This is a genomic window from Candidatus Omnitrophota bacterium (genome assembly GCA_023227985.1).
Lineage (GTDB): Bacteria > Omnitrophota > Gorgyraeia > Gygaellales > Profunditerraquicolaceae > JALOCB01.
This window is the reverse complement of record JALOCB010000006.1, coordinates 1-26045: the sequence shown is the minus strand read 5'-3', so window position 1 is coordinate 26045 and position 26045 is coordinate 1. Positions and strand designations below refer to the sequence as shown.

At 49.3% G+C, this 26045-nt stretch carries 19 protein-coding genes; all 19 read left to right on the top strand.

Features of this window, described 5'->3' with window-relative positions; genetic code table 11:
- The first annotated feature begins 59 nt into the window (after window positions 1–59).
- Window positions 60–662: a ribonuclease HII gene (locus M0R35_02210; GenBank protein MCK9594471.1), complete on the top strand. Its 603-nt coding sequence runs from the start codon at window positions 60–62 to the stop codon at window positions 660–662.
- On the top strand, window positions 655–1026 hold the full coding sequence (locus M0R35_02205; protein MCK9594470.1) for a YraN family protein: 372 nt from the start codon (window positions 655–657) through the stop codon (window positions 1024–1026). Before M0R35_02210 ends, M0R35_02205 begins: the two co-directional genes overlap by 8 nt.
- A 10-nt stretch (window positions 1027–1036) precedes the next feature.
- Entirely contained in the window at window positions 1037–1594 is a 558-nt protein-coding gene (locus M0R35_02200) for a cyclodeaminase/cyclohydrolase family protein (GenBank protein MCK9594469.1), read from the top strand.
- The gene (locus M0R35_02195; protein MCK9594468.1) at window positions 1572–2408 is read left to right on the top strand and encodes a bifunctional 5,10-methylenetetrahydrofolate dehydrogenase/5,10-methenyltetrahydrofolate cyclohydrolase; all 837 of its coding nucleotides are present in this window, start codon (window positions 1572–1574) and stop codon (window positions 2406–2408) included. Before M0R35_02200 ends, M0R35_02195 begins: the two co-directional genes overlap by 23 nt.
- Before the next feature lie 13 nt (window positions 2409–2421).
- The gene (locus tag M0R35_02190; GenBank protein MCK9594467.1) at window positions 2422–2529 is read left to right on the top strand and encodes a DMT family protein; all 108 of its coding nucleotides are present in this window, start codon (window positions 2422–2424) and stop codon (window positions 2527–2529) included.
- A gap of 48 nt (window positions 2530–2577) precedes the next feature.
- Window positions 2578–3744 carry a 23S rRNA (uracil(1939)-C(5))-methyltransferase RlmD gene (rlmD, locus tag M0R35_02185; GenBank protein MCK9594466.1) on the top strand — a complete coding sequence of 389 codons (1167 nt, stop codon included), beginning with the start codon at window positions 2578–2580 and terminating at the stop codon, window positions 3742–3744.
- A 97-nt stretch (window positions 3745–3841) separates the two neighbouring features.
- The gene (locus M0R35_02180; GenBank protein ID MCK9594465.1) at window positions 3842–4711 is read left to right on the top strand and encodes a methylenetetrahydrofolate reductase; all 870 of its coding nucleotides are present in this window, start codon (window positions 3842–3844) and stop codon (window positions 4709–4711) included.
- Between the two features lie 5 nt (window positions 4712–4716).
- The gene (locus tag M0R35_02175; GenBank protein ID MCK9594464.1) at window positions 4717–5622 is read left to right on the top strand and encodes an FAD-dependent oxidoreductase; all 906 of its coding nucleotides are present in this window, start codon (window positions 4717–4719) and stop codon (window positions 5620–5622) included.
- Window positions 5615–7828, top strand: a complete 2214-nt coding sequence (gene acsB / locus M0R35_02170) for an acetyl-CoA decarbonylase/synthase complex subunit alpha/beta (GenBank protein MCK9594463.1) — start codon at window positions 5615–5617, stop codon at window positions 7826–7828. Before M0R35_02175 ends, acsB begins: the two co-directional genes overlap by 8 nt.
- 70 nt (window positions 7829–7898) lie before the next feature.
- A complete protein-coding gene (locus tag M0R35_02165) occupies window positions 7899–8393 on the top strand; it encodes a peptidoglycan-binding protein (protein MCK9594462.1) in 495 nt (164 codons plus the stop codon).
- Between the two features lie 243 nt (window positions 8394–8636).
- Window positions 8637–16826: a HEAT repeat domain-containing protein gene (locus M0R35_02160; protein ID MCK9594461.1), complete on the top strand. Its 8190-nt coding sequence runs from the start codon at window positions 8637–8639 to the stop codon at window positions 16824–16826.
- 369 nt (window positions 16827–17195) lie between these two features.
- A complete protein-coding gene (polA, locus tag M0R35_02155; GenBank protein MCK9594460.1) occupies window positions 17196–19745 on the top strand; it encodes a DNA polymerase I in 2550 nt (849 codons plus the stop codon).
- 146 nt (window positions 19746–19891) lie between these two features.
- The gene (gene glgA, locus M0R35_02150) at window positions 19892–21283 is read left to right on the top strand and encodes a glycogen synthase GlgA (GenBank protein ID MCK9594459.1); all 1392 of its coding nucleotides are present in this window, start codon (window positions 19892–19894) and stop codon (window positions 21281–21283) included.
- Entirely contained in the window at window positions 21261–21875 is a 615-nt protein-coding gene (coaE, locus tag M0R35_02145; GenBank protein ID MCK9594458.1) for a dephospho-CoA kinase, read from the top strand. Before glgA ends, coaE begins: the two co-directional genes overlap by 23 nt.
- Entirely contained in the window at window positions 21851–23122 is a 1272-nt protein-coding gene (rho, locus tag M0R35_02140) for a transcription termination factor Rho (protein ID MCK9594457.1), read from the top strand. Before coaE ends, rho begins: the two co-directional genes overlap by 25 nt.
- Window positions 23123–23271: 149 nt before the next feature.
- Window positions 23272–23472, top strand: a complete 201-nt coding sequence (rpmE, locus tag M0R35_02135) for a 50S ribosomal protein L31 (protein ID MCK9594456.1) — start codon at window positions 23272–23274, stop codon at window positions 23470–23472.
- An 8-nt stretch (window positions 23473–23480) separates the two neighbouring features.
- Window positions 23481–24545: a peptide chain release factor 1 gene (prfA, locus tag M0R35_02130; GenBank protein MCK9594455.1), complete on the top strand. Its 1065-nt coding sequence runs from the start codon at window positions 23481–23483 to the stop codon at window positions 24543–24545.
- A complete protein-coding gene (prmC, locus tag M0R35_02125) occupies window positions 24523–25374 on the top strand; it encodes a peptide chain release factor N(5)-glutamine methyltransferase (GenBank protein MCK9594454.1) in 852 nt (283 codons plus the stop codon). Before prfA ends, prmC begins: the two co-directional genes overlap by 23 nt.
- A gap of 16 nt (window positions 25375–25390) precedes the next feature.
- The coding region (locus tag M0R35_02120) for a UDP-N-acetylglucosamine 1-carboxyvinyltransferase (GenBank protein ID MCK9594453.1) at window positions 25391–26045 on the top strand (655 nt) is incomplete at its 3' end.

Below are 26045 nucleotides of genomic sequence, written 5' to 3'. Positions count from 1 at the left end.
TCTGCGCTACATCCAAGCTGTGGGGATATCTTTGTGTGTGTTTATGCGCTGCCGGCCATATGCTTTATTACGAACGCAAGTTTAAGGGACAAGGCAGGGACCTGGTTATCGGGGTGGATGAGGCGGGAAGGGGCCCTCTGGCCGGCCCGGTAGTCGCGGCGGCGGTTTTTCTAAAGACCTCATCTTTCAATAACCGCATTGACGATTCCAAGAAATTGACCTGCCTGCAGCGCGAAAAGGCTTTTCCCGAGATCATTGAAAAATCCGTATCCGGTATCGGTATAATGAACGAAAAGGTCATTGACCGGGTCAATATCCTGGAAGCCACCCGTTTGGCCATGGAACAGGCTATTAATGGGCTGTTTGCTAAAATGCCCGGGGTTGAGCCCGGCCGCGTGCATATCCTGGTGGATGGGTTAGTCAAATTGAAGATAGGATTTCCTTTCACCGACATAATCAAAGGGGACTCCAAATCCCTGAGCATAGCCAGCGCGTCGATCCTGGCAAAAGTTACCCGGGACAGGATCATGAGGATATACGATAAAACCTTCCCGCAATACGGGTTTTCACGGCACAAGGGTTATCCTACGCAGGCCCACAGGAACGCATTAAAGAAATACGGTAAGTCCGTAATTCACAGAGCTACTTTTTCCGGTGTCTAAAGAAAATATCCTCTTAGGCCGTCAGGGCGAAGATGAGGCGGTCAGGTTCCTGAAGCGTAAAGGCTACAAGATCCTGGCCAGGAATTACCGGACCATGTCCGCCGAGATCGATATTATCGCCCGGGATAAGGATACGTTTTGTTTTGTTGAGGTAAAGACCCGCTTATCCGGCTGGTTTGGAGAGCCGGCAGAGGCTATAGACAGGCGCAAGCAAGGCAAGATATACCGGGCCGCGACGCTTTTCCTGAAAGAAAAAGGACTTTTAGATGCCGGGGCCAGGTTCGATGTCGTTTCAGTAAGCCCGTTCCAAGGCTCCTGGAAAACAGAGCTGCTCAAGAACGCGTTCGAGATCCAAGAGATATAAGGAGAGCCTAATGTACGGAAATCACCTTAAAAAATACCTGGATGATCTGGCTGGGAAATTACCCGCTCCCGGAGGCGGATCCGCCGCAGCGATGAGCGCGGCTTTAGGATCAGCTTTGATCAGCATGGTGCTTAATTTCACCGTGGGCAAGCCGAAATACGCCGAATATGAAAGCCAGCTTAAGAAGTGCCTGGATAAATCCGAAAAACTGCGTTTGGAATTCCTGCATCTTGTCGATCTGGATGTTACCGCCTATAGCAGCAAGGATCTGCGGAAATCCATGGATGTGCCGCTTATGGTCTGCCGGCTTTGTTTTGAGGCGATAGATATCTGCCCGCTTATATTGGGAAAGAGCAATCAGAACCTGATCAGCGACGTGGCGGTGGCAGCGGTATTGCTGGAGTCGGCTTTTTTCAGCGCGTATGTCAATGTGGATATAAACCTTAAATATCTTAACGACCCGGAACTGGCAAAGGGGATCAGGAAAGAGCTGGACGAAAAGGGTAAGGTTGTGAGAAAAATCAGACAGCAGATGGAGGTTAAAGTTGGCAAAATTATTAGAGGGTAAGCCGATCGCGGAAAAAATAAAAGAGAGTATCAAACAGAAGATCCTGGGCTCGGGAAAAAAGGCTCAGCTGGCCAGCGTGCAGGTAGGGGAGAATCCGGCCGCGGAATCATATATAAAGTCGCAGAAGAAGAACGCCGAGCTTTTAGGCGTCGATTACCAGCTGCACAAACTGGATAGCCAGGCTACCGAAGGAAAACTCATTGAGTATATAGGAAATCTTAATAATGATCCGGCGGTGAACGGCATAATCGTGCAGATGCCTCTGCCTTTGCATATGGATTATAAGAAGATCAGCGGCTTCATCTCTGCGGATAAAGACGTGGAAGGGATGCATCCGGCGAACATGGGCAAGATCGTATTCGGCAAAGCCAGGATAGTGCCTTGCACCGCCAACGCGGTTATGGAATTATTGAGCGCCACCGGCCTGGATCTCGCCGGGAAGGAAGTTGTTATTGTCGGGCACAGCGAGATAGTCGGCAAGCCTTTAAGCCTGCTGCTGCTGGAAAAGCTGGCCACGGTAACGGTCTGCCATATCGGCACGGCCAAGGCCGGTAAATTAGAGGAGCATGTCAAGAGCGCCGAGGTCCTTATTGTCGCGGTGGGCAAGGCCGGATTGATCAAGGGCGAATGGATAAAAGAGGGCGCGGTGGTCATAGATGTCGGCATAAACCGGGTCGGGGATAAGATCGTCGGAGACGTGGAGTTCGATGAGGCCCAGAAACGCGCTTCCTGGATCACTCCTGTGCCGGGAGGGGTAGGGCCTTTGACCGTTACCATGCTTATGCGCAACCTGGTGGAAGCGGCAAAACTTTAAGTATACTGCTATAATGGCCAGATGTATGATAGCGCTGGCTGAATACTGCTCCTATGCCCCGGCTAACCGTATCGGTTCCTGCCAGTTATCCGCCACGCAGTTAAAACCATCCAGGATGTGATCCCCCTGGAGGTTCCCGTTATCTTTAAAAAATGGTAAGGTCAGTTTTATGCGAGATATCTGCCGGCATTTTAATTCCTGCGGAGGCTGCGATTCGCAGGATCAGGATTATGAGAAACAGCTCCAATTCAAGGAAAAATATTGCCGTAATCTCCTCGCCTGTTTTAACCCCGGCGAAATAAAAGAGATAATCCCTTCGCAGCCGATCTGGTATTTCCGCAATAAGATGGAATTCGTATTCTCCCGGGACAGCTCCGGAGCGATAATAGGGCAGAGAGAGAAAGCCAAATTCTCCCAGATCATCGACCTGAAAGAATGCCGTGTATTTATAGAGGGGCTTGACCGGATATTCGATGCCTGTAAGCTGTGGATAAAAGACTTCCGAGTTATTCCTTATGACCTGCGCACATCTTCGGGTGAGTTAAGGTATATTTCCTTGCGGCATTCGAAAGCTTACGGCTCAATAATGGCGGTAATAACCGTTGCCCTGACCAGGGAGGATTTTGACAAAGAAAAAAATAAATTCTTTGCTCTGGCCGAACGCTTAATGTCCGCGGCGGATGTCCGGTCGGTCTATCTTTGCTTCAATAAATTATTATCGGATAAAGCCCTCACCGATGAATTGATGCATCTGTCCGGAGATGATGACATCCGGGAAAACATCAACGGGATCGATTATCTGATCGGGCCAAAGACCTTTTTTCAGACTAATCCTTATTGCTGCCAAAAGTTATACGCTGTGGTCCGGGATGAAGTAAAAGACGCGCCGGGCACGGCCCTGGATATTTTTTGCGGAAGCGCAGGGATAACCTTACAGCTCGCCGGAAATTCTTCCAGGGTAATCGGGGTCGATAATTCGGCGTTCAATATCGCCAACGCCGAGAAAAATCTCAGGTTGAATAAAATTGATAATGTCGAATTCGCCTGCCTGGACGCCGACACGTTCCTCGCCGGACTTAAGGAAAGCGATTATATTGAAGATGCCCAGGTTGCGGTTATTGACCCTCCGCGCGTGGGTTTAAGCAAAAAGTTCAAGAAGAGCCTTCTGGATATCCGGCTGAAACGGATCATATATATATCCTGCAATCCGATGTCTTTGCGGGAAGATCTTAAACTTTTGTGCGGCTCTTATTCGCTGGAGCGGGTTATCCCGGTGGATATGTTCCCGCATACCGGGCATTTCGAGGTGGTGGCCGGCTTAAGGCTGAAGGAATAATTTTTGACAAAAACGCGTATTACGGTTAAAATAAAGTCCTTAATCAATATCCCGCGTGAACGGGAAACCAGCCGTAACATAAACAGGGGTGTTTCTTATGACCTTTAAAGAAAAGATAAGACAGGGGAGTTTTGTTCTTACTTCCGAGATCGGCCCGCCTAAAGGGATAGAAACCGTTAAATTGCTGGAAGACGCGGAGTTGATCCGCACCCGGGTTGACGCGATAAATGTGACTGATCTGCAGAGTTCGGTAATGCGCCTGGGGTCGTTGGCTGTTTCCAGCCTGCTCAAGCAAAAAGGATTTGACCCGGTATTCCAGGTTACCTGCCGCGACCGCAACCGCTTGGCCTTGCAATCGGATATCCTTTCCGCCGCTGCATTGGGGATAGAGAACTTGTTGATCCTGACCGGAGATTATCCGACATTAGGCGACCATCCGCAGGCCAAGCCGGTATTTGACCTGGATTCGGTCCAGCTTTTGCAGGTAGTCAGACAGTTGCAGGCAGGCGCGGATATGAACGGCAATAAGCTTGAAGGGAGCGCCCCTGAATTTTGCGTAGGCGCGGTAGTCAATCCCGGGGCTGACCCGATCGAGCCGCAGATCATCAAGATGGAAAAAAAGATCGAAGCAGGCGCGGAATTCTTTCAGACCCAGGCTATATATGATGCGGGTATCTTTGAGAATTTCCTTTCCAAGACCAAACACCTGAAAGTCCCGATCCTGGCGGGCATTGTCCTGTTGAAGTCCGCGGGCATGGCCAGGTTTATGAACAAGAATGTCGCCGGGGTCTCTGTCCCCGATGAATTGATCAAGGAAATGGAAGAGACTAAGGATAAAGTCAGCCAGTCCGTGGCTATCGCCAGCCGCCTGATCAAACAATTGCGGCCGATGTGCCAGGGGATACATATAATGCCGATCGGCTGGGATAAAAAAGTCCCCCTGGTGTTGGATGCCGCGGGTTTATAATAAACATGCCTAAAATAATTATTATCGGTTCGTCGATCGCCGGACATACAGCGGCTATTTCTTTGCGGCAAAAGAACAAGGATTGCGAAATAACCCTGATCACCGATGAACCGTCCCCTTGTTATGACAAACGCAAGCTGCCCGCGTATCTGGCAGGCGGGACCAAAGAAAAAGAGCTTTACCTTGTTAACGCCGATCATTACGCCGGCCAGAACATAAAATTCCTGAAAGAGAGAAAAGTTTACGGCATTAATACCAACCGCCGCCTGGTTTACTTTAAACACGAGGAAACCCGGGGAAACGCCGAATATGACTTTTTGGTCATCTGCTCCGGGGTTAAAACAACGCTGCCGGATATACCCGGCATAAATAAAGAGGGCGTGATCCGGTTGGATTCATTAAACGATTTTAAACAGGCGCGCAAATATCTCTTATCTTCGGATACAGTGTGTTTCCTGGGGTGGAATCCCTGGGCGCAAGAGATCGCCAAAGCGATCACCGGCCAGCAGAAAGAGGTTAAGGCGGTGACCGAACAGCCTGTCGAAGGCCCGGCGCAGATGCAGCATTTGGAGTTTATTAACAGCAAGGTGACTGATATAATCGGCGAGTCCGGGGTCCAGGCGATAAAGCTTAAAGAGGGCAAGATCATCGGCGCCTCTTTGGTGGTTGTATTCGACAGCCCGGCCAAACCGGCCGTAGATTTCCTAAAAGACACGGATATTGAATTATCCGGGGGCGGCGTATGCGTGGATGCCAACTTGCGTACTAACCTGAAAAATGTTTTTGCCTGCGGAGCGGCAGCCGGGGCCCAAGGCTTGCCGGATAAAACAAAGAATTGGGATGATGTTTTAAATGAAAGCGTCCGCTTAGCGGATAATATAAGCCAAGCAATAGGAGGTTTAAATGTCTGAGGTATTAGTTCAAATGGGAACAAAAGGCGCGGACGCGGTATTGGCATTGACCAGGCAAACGCTGGAAAAGGCCGGCAAGGATACCGCGGTCGGCTTTCCCGAGACCAACTATTTCCTGCCCATCATCTACGGGCTGTTCAACGCCGAGGTCAAGACTGTAGGGGACTGTATGCCGATCCTGGCGGCTGCCGAGGGGCTGAACAAGAATATCAAGCCCGCAAACGGCTTTTCTATCCCCGGAGCGCTTGGTCCGGTGCTGAACAAGGGCTGCGCCACGCTGGTGGCGATCGAAATGCTTACGGCGCTGTTGACCGCGACCAAACAGCATCCCAAGGGAGGAATCGGCTTCATCCCGGACAAGATACTGAGGCAGTTGGGCATTCAGCTGGTAGACGGCCGCATCGCGGGCGTCGCCGTCATTCTCGGCCCGGCAAAGGACGCGGATTCCGCGGAAAAGCTGGTGCGCGATTTCCAGACTAACAGCATCGTTTGCCTGCTCTGCGGCAGCGCACCGGCGAGTCCCGGCGCTTCCGATAAAGCCGGGGACAGCGCCAACGGCAAAACCTTCGCCCAACAGCTCGAAGAAAAAGGAGTGCAGATCGGCTTGGATAACTATATTGTGCCGCTCGGCGACGATTATCTCTCGGCAATCTACGCGGTGAACTTCGCCATCCGAGCGCCGCTCATCTACGGCGGTTTCAAACCCGGGCAGTGGCAGGGTATCGCGGATTATGTGCAGAAAAGGGTTCCGGCTTTCATCGTGCTTTTGAGCCACGTGGATGAGATCATCGTGGCGGCGGGGCTGGGGGCGCTGGCCTTCGGCGTGCCCATTATCACCGACCTGGATGTGCCGCAGTTGCCCAAGATCGATACGACTTTATATGAGGCCCTGGTTACTGAAAAAGACTACAAAAAACTGGTTTCCAAATGCCTGCTTACCAGGGGGATCAAAGTTAAGGTCGCCCAGATCAATGTCCCGGTGGCTTACGCCGCGGCTTTTGAGGGTGAAAGGGTGCGCAAGGAACAATTGTTCGCTGAATTCGGCGGTAAGGCTTCCGCCTCGTTCGAGTTCCTTACCAGCGGGAATATAGAGGATATTGAGGACGGGAAGGTAGAGGTGATCGGACCGGATATAGATAATATGGGAAAGGGCGTGAAATCTCTGCCTTTGGCGATCATGGTTGAAGTCGCCGGCCGGAAGATGCAAAAAGATTTCGAGCCTATACTTGAGCGCCAGATCCACAGGTTCGTCAATTACGCCCAGGGTATAATGCATATCGGCCAGCGCGATATGAACTGGATCAGAGTTTCTCAGGAGGCGTTCAATAAGGGCTTCCGCCTTAAGCATATCGGGGTTATCCTGCACGCTATGCTTCATCAGGAATACAGCGCTATCGTGGATAAGATCCAGGTAAAAATCTATACCAGCCAGGCTGATGTGGATAAGCTTTTGCCCCAGGCTAAGAAAGTCTACGATCAGCGCGATGAGAGGATCCTGGGTATGACCGATGAAAGCGTGGACTCTTTTTATTCCTGCACGCTTTGCCAGAGTTTCGCGCCCAACCATGTGTGTATGATCTCCGCGGAAAGGCTCGGCCTGTGCGGGGCTTATTCCTGGCTGGACGGCAAGGCTTCGCATGAGATCAACCCTACCGGCCCTAATCAGCCGGTGGAAAAAGGCCAATTGCTCGATCAAAAACTGGGGCAGTGGAAGAATATAAACGATTATGTTTATGAGAAATCCAACAAAACGATAGAGAAGATGAGTATGTATTCGTTGATGGACAGCCCGCAGTCGTCCTGCGGCTGTTTTGAATGCATTGTGGCTGTGGTCCCTGAGGCCAACGGCGTAATGATCGTGCACCGCGATTTTCCCGGGATGACCCCGGTGGGCATGACTTTTACCACGCTGGCCGGCTCGGTTGGCGGAGGGGTGCAGACCCCGGGTTTCCTGGGTATCGGCAAGCTTTATGTGGCCAGCAAGAAATTCCTTTCCGCTGAAGGCGGACTGCCGCGGCTGGTCTGGATGCCAAAGGAATTGAAAGAGGCTCTGGGCGATAAGCTGAAGACGCGCTGCCGGGAACTGGGTATGCCCGGCCTGGTTGACCAGATAGCCGATGAGACCAATGTTACCACAGCCGAGGAGCTGGTAGCTTACCTGGAAAAGGTAAAGCATCCGGTCCTGAATATGGAGCCGCTCATATAAGTATATTTACAACCGGCCGGCAAAGGTATAAAATAAGATTAAGAAGGATAACGACAAAAAGGAGAAAGAGATGAAACTGGCTATTATTTCCTTTGTTGGCCTTTCCGTTGTTTTATTATCCGGTTGTGCGGGCGTGCAGGATATGGAGGCGACTCAATTGCGGATCATCTCGCTGGAGAGCCAATTCCAGCGCCAGGACGCCGAGGTCAAGAGCTTGAGCAAGAGGCAGCAGAGTTTAGAAATTAAGGTCCAGGAAGATCAGGAAAAGACCGAGGCCGCGCTTAAAGCGAATCAGGCAAAATTAGAAGACGCGCAGAATAAGATAAATAGCCAGGTCCGGAAACAGCGTGAAGAAAAAACCGTCATAAAAGTCCCGAATGCCGGACATATCCAGACAGCCTTAAAGAACGCGAAATTTTATAATGGGGATGTTGACGGAAAGATAGGCCCCAGGACAAAAGACGCGATCCGGGAGTTCCAAAGAGCTAACCAGTTGAACGCGGACGGGGTTGTGGGCAGTGAAACCTGGGCTATTTTGGGAAAATATCTGGAAGAAGGGCAATAAAACAGCGTATAGTATTGTAACTACTTGGTATATAGTAGTTTACTGATAGAATAAATTTTGGCCGCAACTTGACAAAGCAGTTTTCATAGGTTATATTTATTTTATAGTATCGCAGTATAATAATATAATTCCTAAATAGATATCCAAGCCACGGACTCTGATCAAGGATAATGATCAGAAGCCGTGTTTTTTTTAACCAATCATAATTATGTTTATAAAAGTACTTAATAACCAGGGGGCCGGATGTTTAAAAAGATAATCGCGTTTTTGATAAGTTTTGTTTTCTTATTCGAGCAAATTGGGTTTGCCCAGGTTGCGAACGTAATTGATCTTTCCGGATCATTCTCCAGCGTGTCTTCGATCAATAAATTCCGCCCCTTGCATTTGAGGTCCCTGGTTTATGACCGGATCAAGGATGATTTCACCCTTTTGCTTGATAAAGGCGACAATAAGAATGTTAAGCCGGCGCAGCTTAAGGGGTCTATAGCCAAACTGATGGAATATTTTCAGATCGGCGTGACTTTGCCTAATAATACTTTCTGGGTTAATCTGCGTCCGGACGGCAAGAGTGATATCATTGACCCGGCATTGGAGAATACTGATATCGGGAAGATACTCCTGGAAGCAGACCTTCAGTTGAAAAAAGATATGGCTATGGCCACTTCTCCCAAGACCAGGGAAGGAAAGATCTATTGGAAGAGGCTGTACGAAAAGGCTGAAAGCCTTTTAGGAAACCAAAAGATCAATATCCCCACCTTGACCCGCCCCTGGATAGTTCCGGGCGAGATAATCGTCAAGCAGTCGGCTGACAGCGCGTATGTGTATAAAGCGACCTTAAAGGTTATGCTGGAGCAGGATCACCTGAAGAATTCCGCTACTTATGGATTTGACGATCCGCGCCTTAAGGAGTTGAATGAATATTCTTCCGGTTTGATCCGCGAGGCAATCCTCCCTAAATTAACCAAAAAAATTAACAGCGCCAAGGAGTACGCGCCCTTGAGGCAGGTATATTATTCCATAGTCCTGGCCCAATGGTTCAAGAAGAATGCCATAAATATGCCTGCGGAATACAGCCGCCGGATAAACAAGGAGGACCTTGCCGGACTTTCCTCGCGCAGCGCCTGGTCTAAAGATAATTATTTTAATGCCTATCGGAAATCTTTTGTTGACGGTGAATATAATACCCGGGAAACCGTGAACAGCCTGAACGGGATAACCGTGCGCAGATATTTTAGCGGCGGTATTATGCTTATACCTGATACTGTCACTGAAATCGCGGTAATCCCTCAGAAAACTTCGATCGTGCCCGCTGATGTTCTGGCGGTTGAGGGTAAGAATTACCAACCGGTACATAAGGATCAACAAACCCGTGACGGCGGCGTTTTTGCCCCAAAGCGTTCCAGGACCGATGAACTCAGTTCCGCCATCCAAGAGATCAATTGGATGCGCTCGGCTGACCGGGACTTTGTGGACCGGCGTCTGGCGCGGATTAAAACCCTTATTCAGGATAATAAATACACGCAGAATGAGATTAATACGGCGCTGGCGGCGATCAATACAAAAGACCTGGATGATTGGTTTTTTGCCAGGAAAGCCAACACCGCGCTTATGCTTGGTGCATTTGCGATTGTCGGGGGATTAACTCTTGGGGCGTTACTGATAACCGGGCCAGTGTTTTTGCCGATGATCATGGGGTCGGCGGTGACAGCATTGTTAGGGATAGCCGGCGGGTATAGTTTCTATAAATTGATCGCCAGGGATATCCCTGTGCGCGATCTTACAAGCGAATATTACAGTGAAGTCGGGAAAATACTGGGTAATTCCCATCGTGATGGAGGAAGCGCACAAGGGGCAGGGATTCTTTCTCTTGAACGAAAGGGAAAATTGCTTCGTAAACTTGGTGGTTTAGCTCTGCTGGAAAGAATTGATGATTTTGATGCGGCTATTTCCGGTTATACCTGGGAAAATCATCTGGATTCCATACAGGCTGAGTTTGAGAGCAGTTTTAACAACCGGGCGGAGTTCGATGAATTCAAGGCATTTGTAAAAGAGCAGTCCAGCAAGGAATATCCTACCAGAAAGCTTATGGGGGCAGGTTTGGGTTCGGGCTTGATAGGTATTGCTGTTTCAATGTTCATGCCGTTACCGGTAAAAATATTGGTGATATGCGTATCTGTGGGGTTGTCTTTGGGCGCAATCGGTTACTTTCTGCATAAGGGAGCTCTGCCTTGGCTTGACCGCGTTATGGGAGATTTTTCCCTGCGCGATCTGAAATTCGGCGTACCTGTTGAGCCTGGAACGCCTGACGGCGGCGCTGCGGACAACGGATTGCTGCGCGAGAATAAGTATGATCCGGCCAATATCTTCATCCGGACGTTCGTTTCGTTGTGGAAAAGTACGGTTATCCCGTGGCAGGCGAATAAATATATTAAAGAAATTAGCGATCCGCGGACTATGCGTAGAAATAAAGAGGATGCTGCGCGTATCCTGGGCAAGCTTGGAGATGCTAAAGCGATACCGTATTTAAGAGAATATTTGGTCTGGACTGTGCTGGGTGATAATTACGACATTTATCCCGCGGCTGAGATGTCTTTAAAACAATTGGGGCTTAATAATCGGGATATAGAGCGGATATATATCGCAGCTTTTAAAGATACCGGTAATAACAGGTTGATCAGGCTTAATGCGGTTAAGGTCTTAGGAGAGAGAACCGGCGAGCGCAGGACATTGGAAGCATTCGCCAGCCAGCCGGAAGGCAACGATATCCTCATGAAAAGAGCGATAGAAGAAGCGTCCGCAAAGATCAATCAGAGGCTGGATAAAGGCGGAGTCTCTGCCAATTTCGACGGCGGAAAGGCCGACGAATTGATCAGCCAGGCTAAATCGATCATCAACGGGCAGATAAAAAACCCCGGACAGGCCCCGGGTTTATTTAGGATTACTCCGGAGAAACCTTTGGTTATCACAACCCCTGATGAAACAATAACCGTGACCTATGAGGGATTGCAGGAGATAAAGAAGAAACTGTCTTCAGTCCTTAAAGAATATGATGTCCGCGGCAACGACGAATATTTTACCCCGGAAATGCTGGTTTTACTGGGTATTGCCCTGGGAACATCAAAGTTTGATTCGCACCATGGCACTGAAGGATTAAAACCAGGCGATACCTTTATAATAGCCGGTGATAATGGACCGACAACCCCGAAAATGCGCAAATACCTGGCTTTGGGTTTGCGTGCTGCCGGGATCAACGTAATAGATCTGGATACTTGTATAAGCGGCCAATTGTATACCACGGTTTCCCGCTTGGGTGTACAGGGCGGGTTCTATGTTACTCGTTCGCATGTAGAGGTCGGTATAAACGGGTTTAAACCGATCATCGGCAAGACCACGCTTTTCGGGGATATGATCCAGGTCCTGGGCAAGCAGATCGCCGGGGACAGCGCGGATAGCGGTTTGAGGGTCATGGACGCTAAGGATATGGGCGCGTTTATCAATACCCAGGAGTTGCAGGGCAAGATCACCGATATATATAAGGAAAAGCTGAACGTTGAATTTACAGCTCTTATTAACAAACTCAAGGATATGGATATCAAGATCGCCGTGGATTTCGGCGGAGGCTCAGCGACCAGCTATGTGGATTATGTTAAAGGTACCCTGGGTTCCAAGCTGGTGAATGTTTTCAGGGCTCAGTCCGACCCAACTTGCACAAAAGGCCTGCCAGATCCTTCCCGGGACGATGACAAATGCCTGGGTCATCCTAAATCCGCCGGTGATGAGAGTATCCTATCCTGGTCTGCCAGGAATCCGGATGTGGTTGTCTTTTCATTCGACCTTGATACTGACCGCTGCGGTATTGTTATAGCCGGAAAGCTTTATAAAGGCGATATCCTGTTTTATCCGGTGATCGAGTATGCCCTGGGTAAATACGGACAGGACCATAAAAAAATCTATTATGATTCGCGGATGATACCTTCTATAGCCGAATTGGTGGATTATTTAGGGGGTACTGCGATAATCCATACCAAAGGGCATTCCAAGGAAAAGAAAACCGTAGAAATATTGATGACGAAACTCGCCAAAGAAAAAGGGTTCGCTTCCGTTGAGGATTTTGTGAAGGCCACAGGATATAAGAACTACCAGATGGAATATTCTTTGCACCCGTTCATTACCATAGATACCGGGGCTTGTATCGACGACGCTATGCGTTTTATGTACAGCTGGCTGGAGGCTTTTACCGCCATCAGGGAAAAACATCAGCAGCCTAAATGGCTTTTGGATGATTATTTGAAGGACCTGCGGCAGAAAGGCGCGTTCAGCCAGTGGTATTCACTCAGCGAACAAAGAACCTCAATGCAGGAACAATACAAGAAACACCTGATGAACGAGTGGCGGGATGTTGTGACTAAGGCGTTTTCCGGTGATAAAGATTTTGAATACGTAAATTGGGAAAAGTTTGAAGGCCAGAAAGAAACATTCACTTTGGTTGATATCGAGGGCGTTTATTATTTTATGACGCCGCTAGGGATATTTTACTGGGGCTGGTCGAATACCTCGGAAAAGATCGCTTTTGGCGCTCATTCGCGCAGCCGCGAAGACCTGCGGGTATTGACCGAGGTGATGTTATCGATGTTCTTGAAATTAAGGAATGAAAAACCCGGATTGAACCCGAAATCCATCCGCATAGAAGCCCAGGAGACCAAGGCGTTATCCGATCTTTTCAGCGGAGCCGGCATAGAGGATATTGAAAAGAACGCTGCCGAAAAATTCGCTGCTACAGAAGACGCGGTAAAATATCTGAAAACCGCTGTTCCTGAAACTCGTGATGGCGGCAGTACGAGAGCCGCGCTCAGGGTTATTGTCGACAGGTACAAGGGGCTTCCGCCGGAGATCGAGATGTTCCTTACTGACGCGGAGATCAATGCTGTTCTTGCCGGGTTTAAGAGCAAGGATCCGGCTGTAAAAGCGCTGTTAGCGCGGATAGGCGACAGGCCGTTCACCAAAGATACAAATGACCGGTTCTTTGCCAGGGTCGAGCCGCAGTTAAAGGAAGATCTGGCTTATATCAGGCGTAACGCTCCGGTCATTCGCGACGGCGGGGAGGCATATGGTTTTGAGGTCAATAAATTGCTTGATCAACTTAAAGCTAATGATTTTACCAGCCAGCTGGAAGGGGCGGCTAACGGCGCTTCGTATGAAGCCGTAAAGAAGATCGGTAATGGTAAATTATCCGAACTTGGTTTTGAGCTGCTTAAAGGCGAATGGGTGAACAGGCTGGGTTGGACCATAACGAATCTTAAAGCGATCCGCGACGGTTCAGCCGGCAGGACGCTTGAAGATGTGATCAATGACGGGAAAGAACTCAAGGAAAAATATAAATACGTTATTTTCTGCGGCATGGGCGGGTCGGGCTTGAGCGTCCAGTTCGTCAAAGATACGTTCAAGAATGAAGCGGCTGAAAATATATACAGTTTGAGGACTACCGACCCTACGGTCATAACACTCATGTTGAAGGAAATAGCGGAAAAGGAAGGCAGTTTAAAGGCGGCTTTGGATAAGACAGCGATAGTCCTGATCTCGAAATCGGCTACAACTCCCGAAACTGTCGCGCACCGTAAATATTTCGAGGATGTGTATAATACCTTGGGTTTGGATACGCAGAAGAATCTTTGGTTCATTACCGATACTATTTCCCCATGGGGAGTTGAAGCACAGGAAAATCCGGCAATGCGCCAGAGGGAGATCCAGCTTAATGGCCGCGGAGATGTCGGCGGAAGATTCACCGCTCCGGGCACCAATGTGTTCCTTCTTCCCATGGCTGTTGTCGCTCCGGAGTTGATCGTCCCTATTATTGATAACGCTATCGAGATGAACAGTATCAAAGATGATCCATTTCTCCGTCTCGGCGCTTTCATGCTGCATATGGCTAAGGATCTTAATAAAGATAAGCTGACGATCATTGTCCCAGCGGCGTTGAAATCATATCCGATGTGGGCTGAACAGTTGATCGAGGAATCCTTGGGAAAGTTCGGGAAAGGCATCACGTTGTTCTACGATGAAGAAAACTTGGATGTTTCTGTCCTTAACCCCGTTGATTCGAATGACCGTGTGTTCCTGCGTATCAATCTGGGCATAAGAAAGCCTCAGGCAAATCTCTGGAAGTATCTTGAGGATAACGGATACCCAACGTATGAAATCTCATTGAATGATCTTGAAGATATCGGCGGTTTGATGCTCGGTATGCAAAGAGCGGTAGCAGCATTCGGGTATCTGTGGGATATCTGTTTCGTTAATCAGCCGGCGGTAGAGGGATACAAGATCGCTTCAAAGCTGATGGATAAGGAGATTATAAGCGCCGGAGGGAATGTTAAAAAAGTTCTTAATAATATCTACCAGGCGTCAAGCAAGAAAGGTGTTTTAACTCTTTATTATGATCCGTTGATCCAGATGGGGGCCGTAAATATCAATGATATTAATGATCAAGTGCGCGCATTCGGTTCTACAATGGAAGATCCTGCTGCTGTTTATGCGGCAATTATCCTTTTGCTTAAGCATAAGATCGAGGCTGGGGAATTCACCTCATATGGCAACATGACTGATAATCTCAAAGAGATATTTGAAAAAGTCCGTGCCGAGGTGTTCACCCGCGGTCTAAAAATGCCCGCTAAATTGGGGGTAGGCCCGGATAAGAACCACGCGTATCAGCAGAACATCGAAGATGGAAAGAATATGTTCTTTTCCACATATTTCCTTCCTTTGCAGGCGATCCAGCCCACAGAGTTCGGTCTATTGAAAGATATTCGGGGTTTTTCCGATAGTATGATCAAGGCTCAGACCCTGGGGACGGTCCAATCAATGATTAAGAACAAACGTAAGGTCGTGTTGCTCACTTCTGATCTTACAGCGCAGGCATCGGAAACTGAGATGGCCGGATTTTTTACCGCTGTGGTTGGATATCTGGCTAAAACCGACGCGAGTTTCGCGGAAAAGAACATTCGTGACGGCGGGAGTATAACAGACATAGCGTATTTACATAATCAATTAAAGGATACTAATTCAGCGAATCGCGGCAGCGCGGCCAGGGATTTGGCCCAAAGGAAAGATAAAAGGTCGGTTGCTCCGTTGATCGCGGCGTTAAAAACGGAAACTATGCCTAATAACCGTTACGCGATATGCCGGGCATTGGTAGCAATAGGTACGGCTGCGTTTACCCCGTTGATGTTTGTTACCACAGATCAGACTATAAAAGCGGCGATCCGTGAAGAAGCGCTGACTGCTCTTATGGATATTGCGAAACAGAAAAAAGACGGGGGATCGGCGGAACTTCAAGAATTGTACGCGAAGGCGGCGTTGTATTCTCCGGAGATTAAGCCTTTGCTGGACATTTTAACCGACGATACAGTTTCTTTTGAGGCGCAATTGAAAGCGGCGCGGCTGCTTATAGCCCTGCCTGCGGGTAAGGATTTTATTTTGAAGAATAAAGAAGTCCTGTATCGCGAAAGCGGCGTAATGATGGTTTTGTTGAATGGCCCGCTCTCTGACGGCGGGACGGGTATATATTCGACTCAAGGCCTGAAAAACAATCTCAAAAATATCGGTTCTTATGATTACAAGAAAGCCCGGGATCTGGCTATGATCCTGGCTAAACGCATCGGCCGGGGCGAACTCTCCGCGTATTTCGTCGGCAGGTTGACTGTGATCGGGGATGTATCCGTTGATGGACCGATAACAATAGGGTATAAAGAGACGCCTTCTGATACTATTACAATATTATCTATCCCTTCGGTCGAACAAAGTGAGAAAAGCGTTCTGGTTAATCACGTTTTCCCGATACAAATAAAGATAAATGAATTAAATAATGATATCGTAGTGGTTGGAATTGATAAGCAAGTGGTTGTGCCGAGTGGGTTACCGGTAAGCAATACGGACGGCGGCAGCAAAATGCCTACGGGTGAACGTTTTAATGCGTGGGATACTGAGGGTAAGGTTAAGCGGGATAGTAATGATAAACACACCGGGGATGTGCGGGAATACAAAAGCAGTCCCAGCGGAGAAACAAATAACGGCGATAATGTTTTTGACGGTGGGGATAAAACACAGGCTCCACTTGGCGGTATTGATTTCCGCGGAATGCCGATAGTTAGCCAGCCGGCAATAGGCGGGGTGAGGATACCGGTCATGCCGAATCTTACCGGAGCGGTCGCGCTGGAAGAGTTGGATAAACAGTGGATGGAGATCCGCGCATCAATGGTTCAGGGGCCAATGCCGTATTTAAAGATCCAGGAATATGTCGCCTGCTGCAATGCCAGGCCGGATAGCTCTAAACAGATCCAGGCGGTTACTAATTGCGTGGCGGATATCCTTAAGGCGGAAGAAGAAGACGCTTTGCCGACCTGCGGCCAGTTGAAAGAGATCCTTATTCAACTCGGCTAGGGGACGGTTCCTCGGTTTACTACTTATTGTCGGCAAATGATTTACGACGACCTGTTTGTCAAGTTGTTGTTTGGTGTCCCCAACGGAATAAAAAATATTGTTAATATTATTTAGTTTCCAGCTGTTTAATGGCAATGAGGGTGTGGTTATCTTACTGTGAATACGATAGTTAGAAGCAGAGGAACCGTCCCCTATTGGGAGAAATTATTTTGCTTGACAGCTATGCGCTAATTAGGTATTATCTACATAGGATATAACCTGCCATTACTTCAAGATTCACCTGAAATGACACCTTAAAATAATTTAAAAAGTGAGTGGTTCTATTCCCTCGTCGCTTCCTGTTTATTCCCATGATAAGCCTCTTGAATAATGCTTAAACCCAGATTGTTTTTGATCGATGCCACGGCTTTTTGTTACCGGGCATTTTACGCCGTGCGCGGGCTTTCCACTTCTTACGGCCAGCCGACTAACGCGATATACGGATTTTTGAACATACTGAATAAGATCATCAAGGATAAAAAACCGCAATATCTGGCAGTTTGTTTCGATGTTTCCCGCAAGACCTTCAGGTCGGAAAAATTCGCGGAGTATAAGGCGCAGCGCCAGGCCATGCCCGACGGGCTGAGCAGTCAGATCCCGATCATCAAAGAGATCATGGCGGCTTACCGTATCCCGGTGTTCGAGCAGGAAGGTTTTGAGGCGGATGATATTATCGCGACCTTAGCCCGTAAGGCTAAGGAAGAAGGCTTGTATTCCACAGTGGTCAGCTCCGATAAGGACCTTCTGCAATTGGTGGAAGAAACGGTCGAGGTTTTTAATCCCCAGAAAGAAGAAAGCGTCACTTATGACACGGAAAAGGTCCGAGAGAAATTCGGGCTTGCCCCGCGCCAGATACCGGACCTTATCGCCCTTAGCGGCGATGCTATAGATAATATCCCCAAGATCCCAGGGGTCAGCGAGAAAAAGGCCGTCGGATTATTGATTGAATTCGGCTCTGTCGAAGAATTGATAGCCAGGGCAGAGGATATAAAGCCGGATAAGCTCAAGGACGCGGTAATGGCTAATATCGACCAGATCAGGCTGAATAAAGAGTTGGCGTGCCTGGATAATAATATGCATCTTGATTTCAACCTGGGTATGGTCAAGGCCGCGGAGCCTGATTATCAGGAATTGTTCAAGCTTTTTAAACGCCTGGAATTCAAAGGTCTTCTGAAAAATCTTCCTGTCAGCGACAGCCAGGAAACGCCTGGTGATGGTACAGGAATAGAGGTCATTGATGACAAGGTTGTAAAAGGATTGATAAAGCCCGGGGACGAGCTTTTTCTCTATGGCAACGATCAGTCGGATCTGGCTTTTGGCTGCAAAAGCCTGTTCTTCAAGGTGGAGAATATCGGGCCGAACCTTAAAGCGGCATTGGCCGATAGCTCGATCAAGAAGACCGGGCATGACCTTAAGAAGATAAAGCTGGCCTTAGCCCGGGATGGTATAGAATTAGAAGGCTTGTTCTTTGACACAATGATCGCCGCGTATCTGGCCAACCCGTCCAAATCCGATTACGGCCTGAATGAACTGGCCTGGGATTATTTCGAAAGGTCGATAAAACCGGGATCAATAACGCCGGCAGCGGGGTTGGAGCTTATCAAGAAGCTAAAGCCGGAATTAGAGTCCCAACTGAAAGAAAAATCACTGGAAAAGCTTTTTACCGGCACGGAAATGCCCCTGGTCGAGGTTTTGGCGCAGATGGAGCTTACCGGGATAAAACTCGATCTTAAGCTTTTAAAAGACCTTTCCTCGGAGTTAGAGAAGAGGCTGGCTGAGCTTATCGCGGACATTTATGAGATAAGCGGATGCCAGTTCAATATAAATTCCCCCAAGCAGCTGCGCGAGGTCCTTTTTGAGAAGCTCAAATTGCCGGTGGTGAAAAAAACCAAGACCGGGCCGTCCACAGATGAAGAGGTTTTGAACCGGCTTGCCGGTAAGCATAAGCTCCCGGCCGCGCTTTTGGAATACCGGCAGTTGACCAAGCTTAAAAATACTTATATTGACGCGCTGCCGGAATTGGTCGACGATAAGACCGGCAGGGTGCACACCACATTTAATCAGACCGGCACCGAGACCGGAAGGTTGAGTTCCAGCAATCCTAATCTTCAGAACATACCGGTTAAGACCGACCTGGGCAGGAAGATCCGGGCCGCGGTGATCGCTTTCTCAGAAGACAGCGTTTTGCTGGCCTTTGATTATTCCCAGATAGAATTACGGATCCTGGCGCATATGTCCAAGGATGAGGTTTTGCTGGAGGCGTTCAGGAAGGGCGACGATATCCATAGGAAAACAGCGTCTTTGATCTATGACATGCCCGAGGATTCGATCAGCGATGAAATGCGCGATACGGCCAAACGGGTAAATTTCGGGATCATTTACGGACTTAGCGCTTACGGGTTAAGCCGCGACCTGAATATACCTCCTGACCAGGCTCAGGGTTTTATCGACGCGTATTTCGCCCGATACCCTAAAGTAAAGGATCTTATCGACAAAGAGATAAAACAGGCGGAAGAGGACGGTTTTGTGACTACGATACTGGGAAGGCGCCGTTATCTGCCGGAGATAAATAATAAGAACCAGAATATCCGCATGCTTGCCCAGCGCCAGGCGGTGAACACCCCGATACAGGGCTCTGCCAGCGACTTGATCAAGCTGGCGATGGTGGATATTCATAATGAGATCAAAAATAGAAAGCTGGAAGGCCGGATGATCCTGCAGATCCACGACGAGCTGGTCTTCGACGTCGGCAAGGCCGAGATAAATGAATTCGTAAGGCTGGTCAGGGAGAGGATGGAGCATGTCCTTGAGCTGGATGTTCCGGTAAGGGTCAGCATCAAACAGGGGAAGAACTGGTTGGAGATGGAGGAGATCAATTGAATTTATCCCGTACTGTTTTGCCTGAATAATCCATGGGTCTGGACGGCAAAATAAGGCGTAGGGGATTAATTCGCACCTATAACTTATGTCGCTGTAACAAGTGATTAATAGCTCCATAAGTTATGTGCTCATTAAGGAGGGTCAGGATGAAGATAGCGATATGCGCAAGTGAGGTAGTACCGTTCGCCAAGACCGGAGGGTTGGCCGATGTCGGCGGCGCGTTGCCTTTAGCCCTGGAAAAACTTGGCCAGGAAGTGATCATAGTCATGCCCGGGTATAAAAAAGTGCATGATCTGAAAGCCCCGGCAATAAAAACATTAAAAGAAGGGATCTCCTGTTCCCGGATCGGTAAAGGCATAAAGGTATATTTCATAGATAGCGATAAGTATTTCGACAGGCAGGAGCTTTACGGCGATAAGTCGGGAGATTATAAGGACAATCTGGACAGGTTCGCTTATTACAGCCGCAGGACCCTGGAGTTATTGAAGGAGCTGAAATTCAATGCGGATATCATTCATTGCCATGACTGGCAGTCAGCCTTGATCCCGGTGTATTTAAGAACACTTTACGCCGAAGACGACTTTTATAAAAAGACCAGAACAATATTTACCATCCATAATATCGGATACCAGGGCTTGTTCGCCAAGGAAGAATTTCCCAAGCTCGGGCTTGATTGGGATGTCTTTACCATGAATAAGCTGGAGTACTACGATAAGGTCAATGTCCTTAAAGGCGGGATCGTATTCTCGGATATCGTAAATACCGTAAGCGACACCTACAGCAAGGAGATACAGACCAAAGAATTCGGTTTCGGGATGGAGGGCATCCTTAACCAGCGCAGGAATTCGCTTTTCGGGATAATCAACGGCCTGGATTATTCCATCTGGGACCCGGCAACCGATAAGAACCTGGTAAAAGGGTTTTCGCTCAAGGATATGGAAGGCAAGGCCGAGAATAAAGAGGCCCTGCAGAAGATGTGCAAGCTGCCGGTTAAACAGAATGTCCCTTTATTCGGGATTGTCTCGCGGCTGGCCCAGCAGAAAGGCTTTGATATCCTTGCTGCAGGGATCGACACGATCTGCAAGATGGACCTGCAGATGGCCATTCTGGGGACCGGCGACCTGAAATACCACCAGGTTATGGAAGCGATGGTTAAGAAATACCCTAAGGTTATATCGCTGTTTTTGAAATTCGACGATTGTCTCGCTCACCGGATATACGCCGGATCGGATATATTCCTGATGCCTTCGAAATACGAGCCATGCGGCTTGGGACAGATGATCAGCCTGAAATACGGGACAGTACCGTTGGTTTTCAAGACCGGAGGATTGGCGGATACGGTGACGCCGAAGAACGGTTTTGTCTTTGATAAGTACAGCAAGGATGACCTGATCAGCACCGTTAAAAAAGCGGTCAAGGCCTTTAAGGCAAAGAAGTCCTGGCAGGAACTGGTAGCCAGCGGGATGAAATGCAATTTTTCCTGGAACGAGTCTGCCAAGAAATACGTGCAGTTGTATGAGAGAGCCAAAGGAAAATAAGAAGATCGTTCTGGGGTTGACCGGCGGTTTCGGCACGGGTAAAAGCACTGTAGCCGGGATCCTTGCCGGTTACGGCGCCGGCGTCATTGACGCGGATAAGATAAACCATAGCCTTATCGCGCCAGGCACGTTGGTATATAAAAAGATCTTGAAGGCCTTTGGCAGGGATATCTTGAAGAATAACAACGGCGCGATCGACCGGGGAAAATTAGGCGGTATCGTTTTCTCCGATCCGAAAGCGCTGAAGCGGTTGTGCGGGATAACCCATCCTGCGGTCATCCGCGAAGTTAAAAGGAGGGTCAAGTCAGCCAAGAACGACGTTGTTGTGGTGGACGCACCTTTGCTTATCGAAGCAGGACTGGATAAGCTTGTTGATAAGATCATCGTGGTAGCTCTTTCCCGCGGCAGGCAATTGAAAAGGCTTGCCCAAAAAACATCCCTGTCTAGACCAGAGATCTTAAAAAGGATAGGCGCGCAATTGTCCTTAAAGTCTAAGGTCCGTTTAGCGGATTTTGTAATAGATAACAGCGGCACAATTGAGAAAACCAGAAAACAAGTAGCGCTAATATGGAGGTTGTTGTGGAGAAGTTAGACATTAGTAATCTAAAAGAAATGAAGATCACCGAGCTGAACAAACTGGCTAAGGAACTGAACGTCAGCGGCTTCAGCGGTTTGAAAAAGCAGGATTTGATCTTCAAGGTTTTACAGGCGCAGGCCGAGAAAGAGGGCTTGATGTTCGGCGAGGGGGTCCTTGAGATCCTTCCCGAAGGGTTCGGGTTCCTCAGGTCGCCGAATTATAATTATCTTCCATGTCCGGACGATATTTATATCTCGCCTTCGCAGATCCGCAAATTCGATCTGAGGACAGGCGACACGGTTTCCGGACAGATCCGCCCCCCCAAGGAAGGCGAGAAATATTTCGCGCTTTTGAAGGTTGAGGCGGTTAATTTCGAGAATCCCGAGGATGCCAAGGAAAAGGTTAATTTTGATAACCTTACCCCGGTTTATCCCAGGGAGCGTTTTAACATGGAGACTACCCCGAACGAGGTATCTACCAGGATCATGGGGCTGCTTACCCCGTTGGGCAAGGGCCAGCGCGGCTTGATCGTCGCCCAGCCGTACAGCGGAAAGACAGTGCTTTTGCAGAAGATCGCCAATGCCATAACCGCGAATAATCCGGATATTATATTGATCGTCCTGTTGATCGACGAGCGCCCTGAGGAAGTCACGGATATGCAGCGCCACGTAAAAGGCGAGGTCATATCCTCAACTTTCGACGAGCCGCCGGAAAGACATATCCAGGTGGCTGAGATCGTCCTGGAAAAGGCGAAAAGGCTGGTCGAGCATAAAAGGGACGTGGTCGTGCTCCTGGACAGTATCACCAGGCTCGCCCGCGCGTACAACTCGGTAGTCCCGCACAGCGGCAAGGTTCTCTCCGGGGGTATTGATTCCAACGCGCTGCAAAAACCCAAGCGTTTCTTCGGGGCAGCCAGGGCCATAGAAGAGGGCGGAAGCCTGACTATTATCGCCACGGCGCTGGTTGATACCGGCAGCCGTATGGACGAGGTTATCTTCGAAGAGTTCAAGGGCACCGGAAATATGGAACTGCAACTGGATAGAAACCTCTTTCAGCGCAGGATATATCCGGCCATCGACATCAAGCGCTCGAATACCCGCCATGAAGAGCTGCTTTTGAAGCCCGACGAGTTGACCAAGGTATGGATACTGCGCAAGGTCTTGAACGAGTTGAATAATGTGGAAGCCATGGAGCTTCTGATCGAAAAACTGGTAAAAACCAAAACCAATGAGGATTTCTTGGGATCGATGAACCAGAAATAAAGTTGTGCCCCCGGCAGGCTTGTCCGCAAAGTCAGCGGGCAAATCAATGCTCCGGGGTTAATTCGCGGACGGCCAAGGGCCTATTGCTTATGTCGCAGAGAATATAGGCTAGTGCTCCATAAGCAATCCGCTCATTAAGGAGAACTGAAATGAAAGACAAGATCCATCCTGGTTATAAAGACTGTACCATAGTTTGCGCCTGCGGGGAGACCATTCATACCCGCTCGACCAAACCGAACATCCGCGTAGAGATCTGTTCGAAGTGCCACCCGTTTTTTACCGGCAAGAACAAGCTGCTGGATTCGGCCGGGCGCGTGGATAAATTCATGAAGAAGTACGCCAAGAAATAATCACAGGCATGCAGGCTAAACTGGGAAAAATAGAAAAGCGCTACGAAGAGCTGGAAAATCTTCTGGCAGACCACGAGCTTATCGCCGATACCGAGCGTTATGGCAAGCTGGTCAAGGAATTGTCCGACCTTAAAGAACCGGTGATGCTTTATCGGGAATATAAGCGCCTGGACAAGGAATTGGCTGGCCTGGAATCAATGATCTCGGAGAAGCATGACAGTGAGTTGCTGGAGATGGCCCGGAAAGAGCTTGCGCAGATCAAGGAGCAGAAAAGCAGCCTGGAGACAAAGCTTAAAAAGGCCTTGGCCGGCGAGGACAAGGATGCCGGAAAGAGCGTGATCGTTGAGATCCGCCAGGGGACGGGCGGAGCTGAAGCTGCGTTATTCGCAGCGGACCTTTACCGCATGTACGCCAAATACGCCGACGCCAAGAGCTGGACAGTGGAACTTATGTCCGGCCACGCCACCGATGAAGGCGGTTTCAAAGAAGTGGTTTTTAGCGTTAAGGGCCGGGATGCTTTTCGCTGCCTGAAATTCGAGAGTGGCGTGCACCGGGTCCAGCGCGTGCCGCAGACCGAGGCCCAGGGCAGGATACATACCTCCACGGCTACAGTCGTTGTCCTGGTAGAGCCGGAGAACGTGGACCTGGCTATAAATCCCAGCGACCTGAAGATTGAAACCTACAGGTCTTCCGGGCCGGGCGGCCAGCATATGCAAAAGACCGATTCCGCGGTGCGGATCACCCATATCCCAACAGGGGTGGTGGTCGCCTGCCAGGATGAGCGCTCGCAGATAAAAAACAAAAGCAAGGCGATGAGGATCCTGGGATCGAAACTGCTGGATATGAAGCAGCAGGAAGAGGCAAAAAAGATCACGGATGCCAGAAGGGCGCAGGTGGGCACCGGCGACCGTAATGAAAAGATCCGCACCTATAATTTCCCCGACCGCCGGGTCACCGATCACCGCATAAATTTCACTTCCTTCCAGCTGGAGTCGATCATGGAAGGAGAGTTGGGCGAATTCTCCGAGGCATTGATCAAAGCGGCGCAAGATGCCGCGGAAAATAACGGCTGACCCTGATATGGACGAAAGCGAATTATTGTTCACGGATATCCTGGGATGCGACCGGGTTTCTTTATATCTGAATAAGAGCCGTTTGCTGGGAAAAGACGCCGGGGCCAGAATATCCCGGGTGTTGAAAAAAAGGATCCAGGGCGAACCCTTGGAATATATCCTTGGCAAAACCGAATTCATGGGATTGGAATTCAAGGTTACCCCGGATGTCCTTATTCCCAGGCCGGATACCGAAATACTGGTCGAGACTGTTTTACAGCTTATAAAGGAGCGTTACGGGCCGGGGATGGCCTCCGGCACTTTGAATATCCTGGAAATAGGCGCCGGCTCAGGATGTATAGCTGTAGCTTTGGCTAAATACCTGCCGCAGTCCAGGATCATTGCGGTGGATATATCGCAAAAGGCCCTGGATATTGCGGGGGAAAACAGCCGGTTGAACGGCGTTGACCGGAATATAGATTTTGTCCGCGCTGACCTGTTCGATTCTAGGCGGATAAAACAAGCCGGATACGATATTATCGTCAGCAATCCACCTTATGTGGGGACCGCTGAGATACCCGGGCTTGCCCCGGAAGTAAGATGCCAGCCGGAGATCGCCCTTTATGCGGGAGAAGAAGGCTTGGATATTTACCGCAGGTTGATACCGCAGTCCGCGGATTACCTTAAGCCGGGCGGCCTGCTTTGCCTGGAAATAGGCTACAGCCAGATGGATAGAGTAAAAGAGATCTTCAGGTCTGTTGAGAAATTTGCGGTAAAAAGAACGGTCAAGGATTATAATAATATAGAAAGGGTTATTCTTGCCCGGTTAAATGACTCAGCTTTAAGCTGACGAATGAGAGAGGGAAATGGATAAACTGGTAATTGAAGGCGGGGTAAGGCTTAAAGGCAACGTGGTCATATCCGGTTCCAAAAATTCGGTCCTGCCGATAATGGCGGCGACTTTATTGACCGACGAGCCCTGTTTGATCAAGGGCGTGCCGAACCTGCGGGATACCAATACTATGGTAAAGATCCTGCGTTCTTTGGGTAAATCCGTTGAATTCGAAAAAGGCGCGTTGCATATCGGCCCCACCAGGATAACCAGCTGCGTCGCGGATTACAAACTGGTTTCTACCATGCGCGCGTCTTTTTGCGTGTTAGGCCCGCTTTTGGGGAGGTTTAAGAAGGCTAAAGTTTCTTTGCCCGGGGGATGCGTCATCGGCGTAAGACCTGTGGATCTTCATCTTAAAGGGCTTAAGGCCCTGGGAGCCTCGATCGATATCGAATCCGGTTATGTCGTGGCCAAGGCTAGCCGCCTGCGCGGGGAACATATGTATCTGGGCGGCGAATACGGCTCATCGGTCCTGGCTACCGGCAATGTGATGATGGCCGCCTGCCTGGCTCATGGTAGGACCGTGATCGAGTCAGCCGCCTGCGAGCCGGAAGTCGCGGACCTCGCGGAATTCCTGATCAAAATGGGCGCGAAGATCAAAGGACACGGCACTCCGATCATCGAGATAG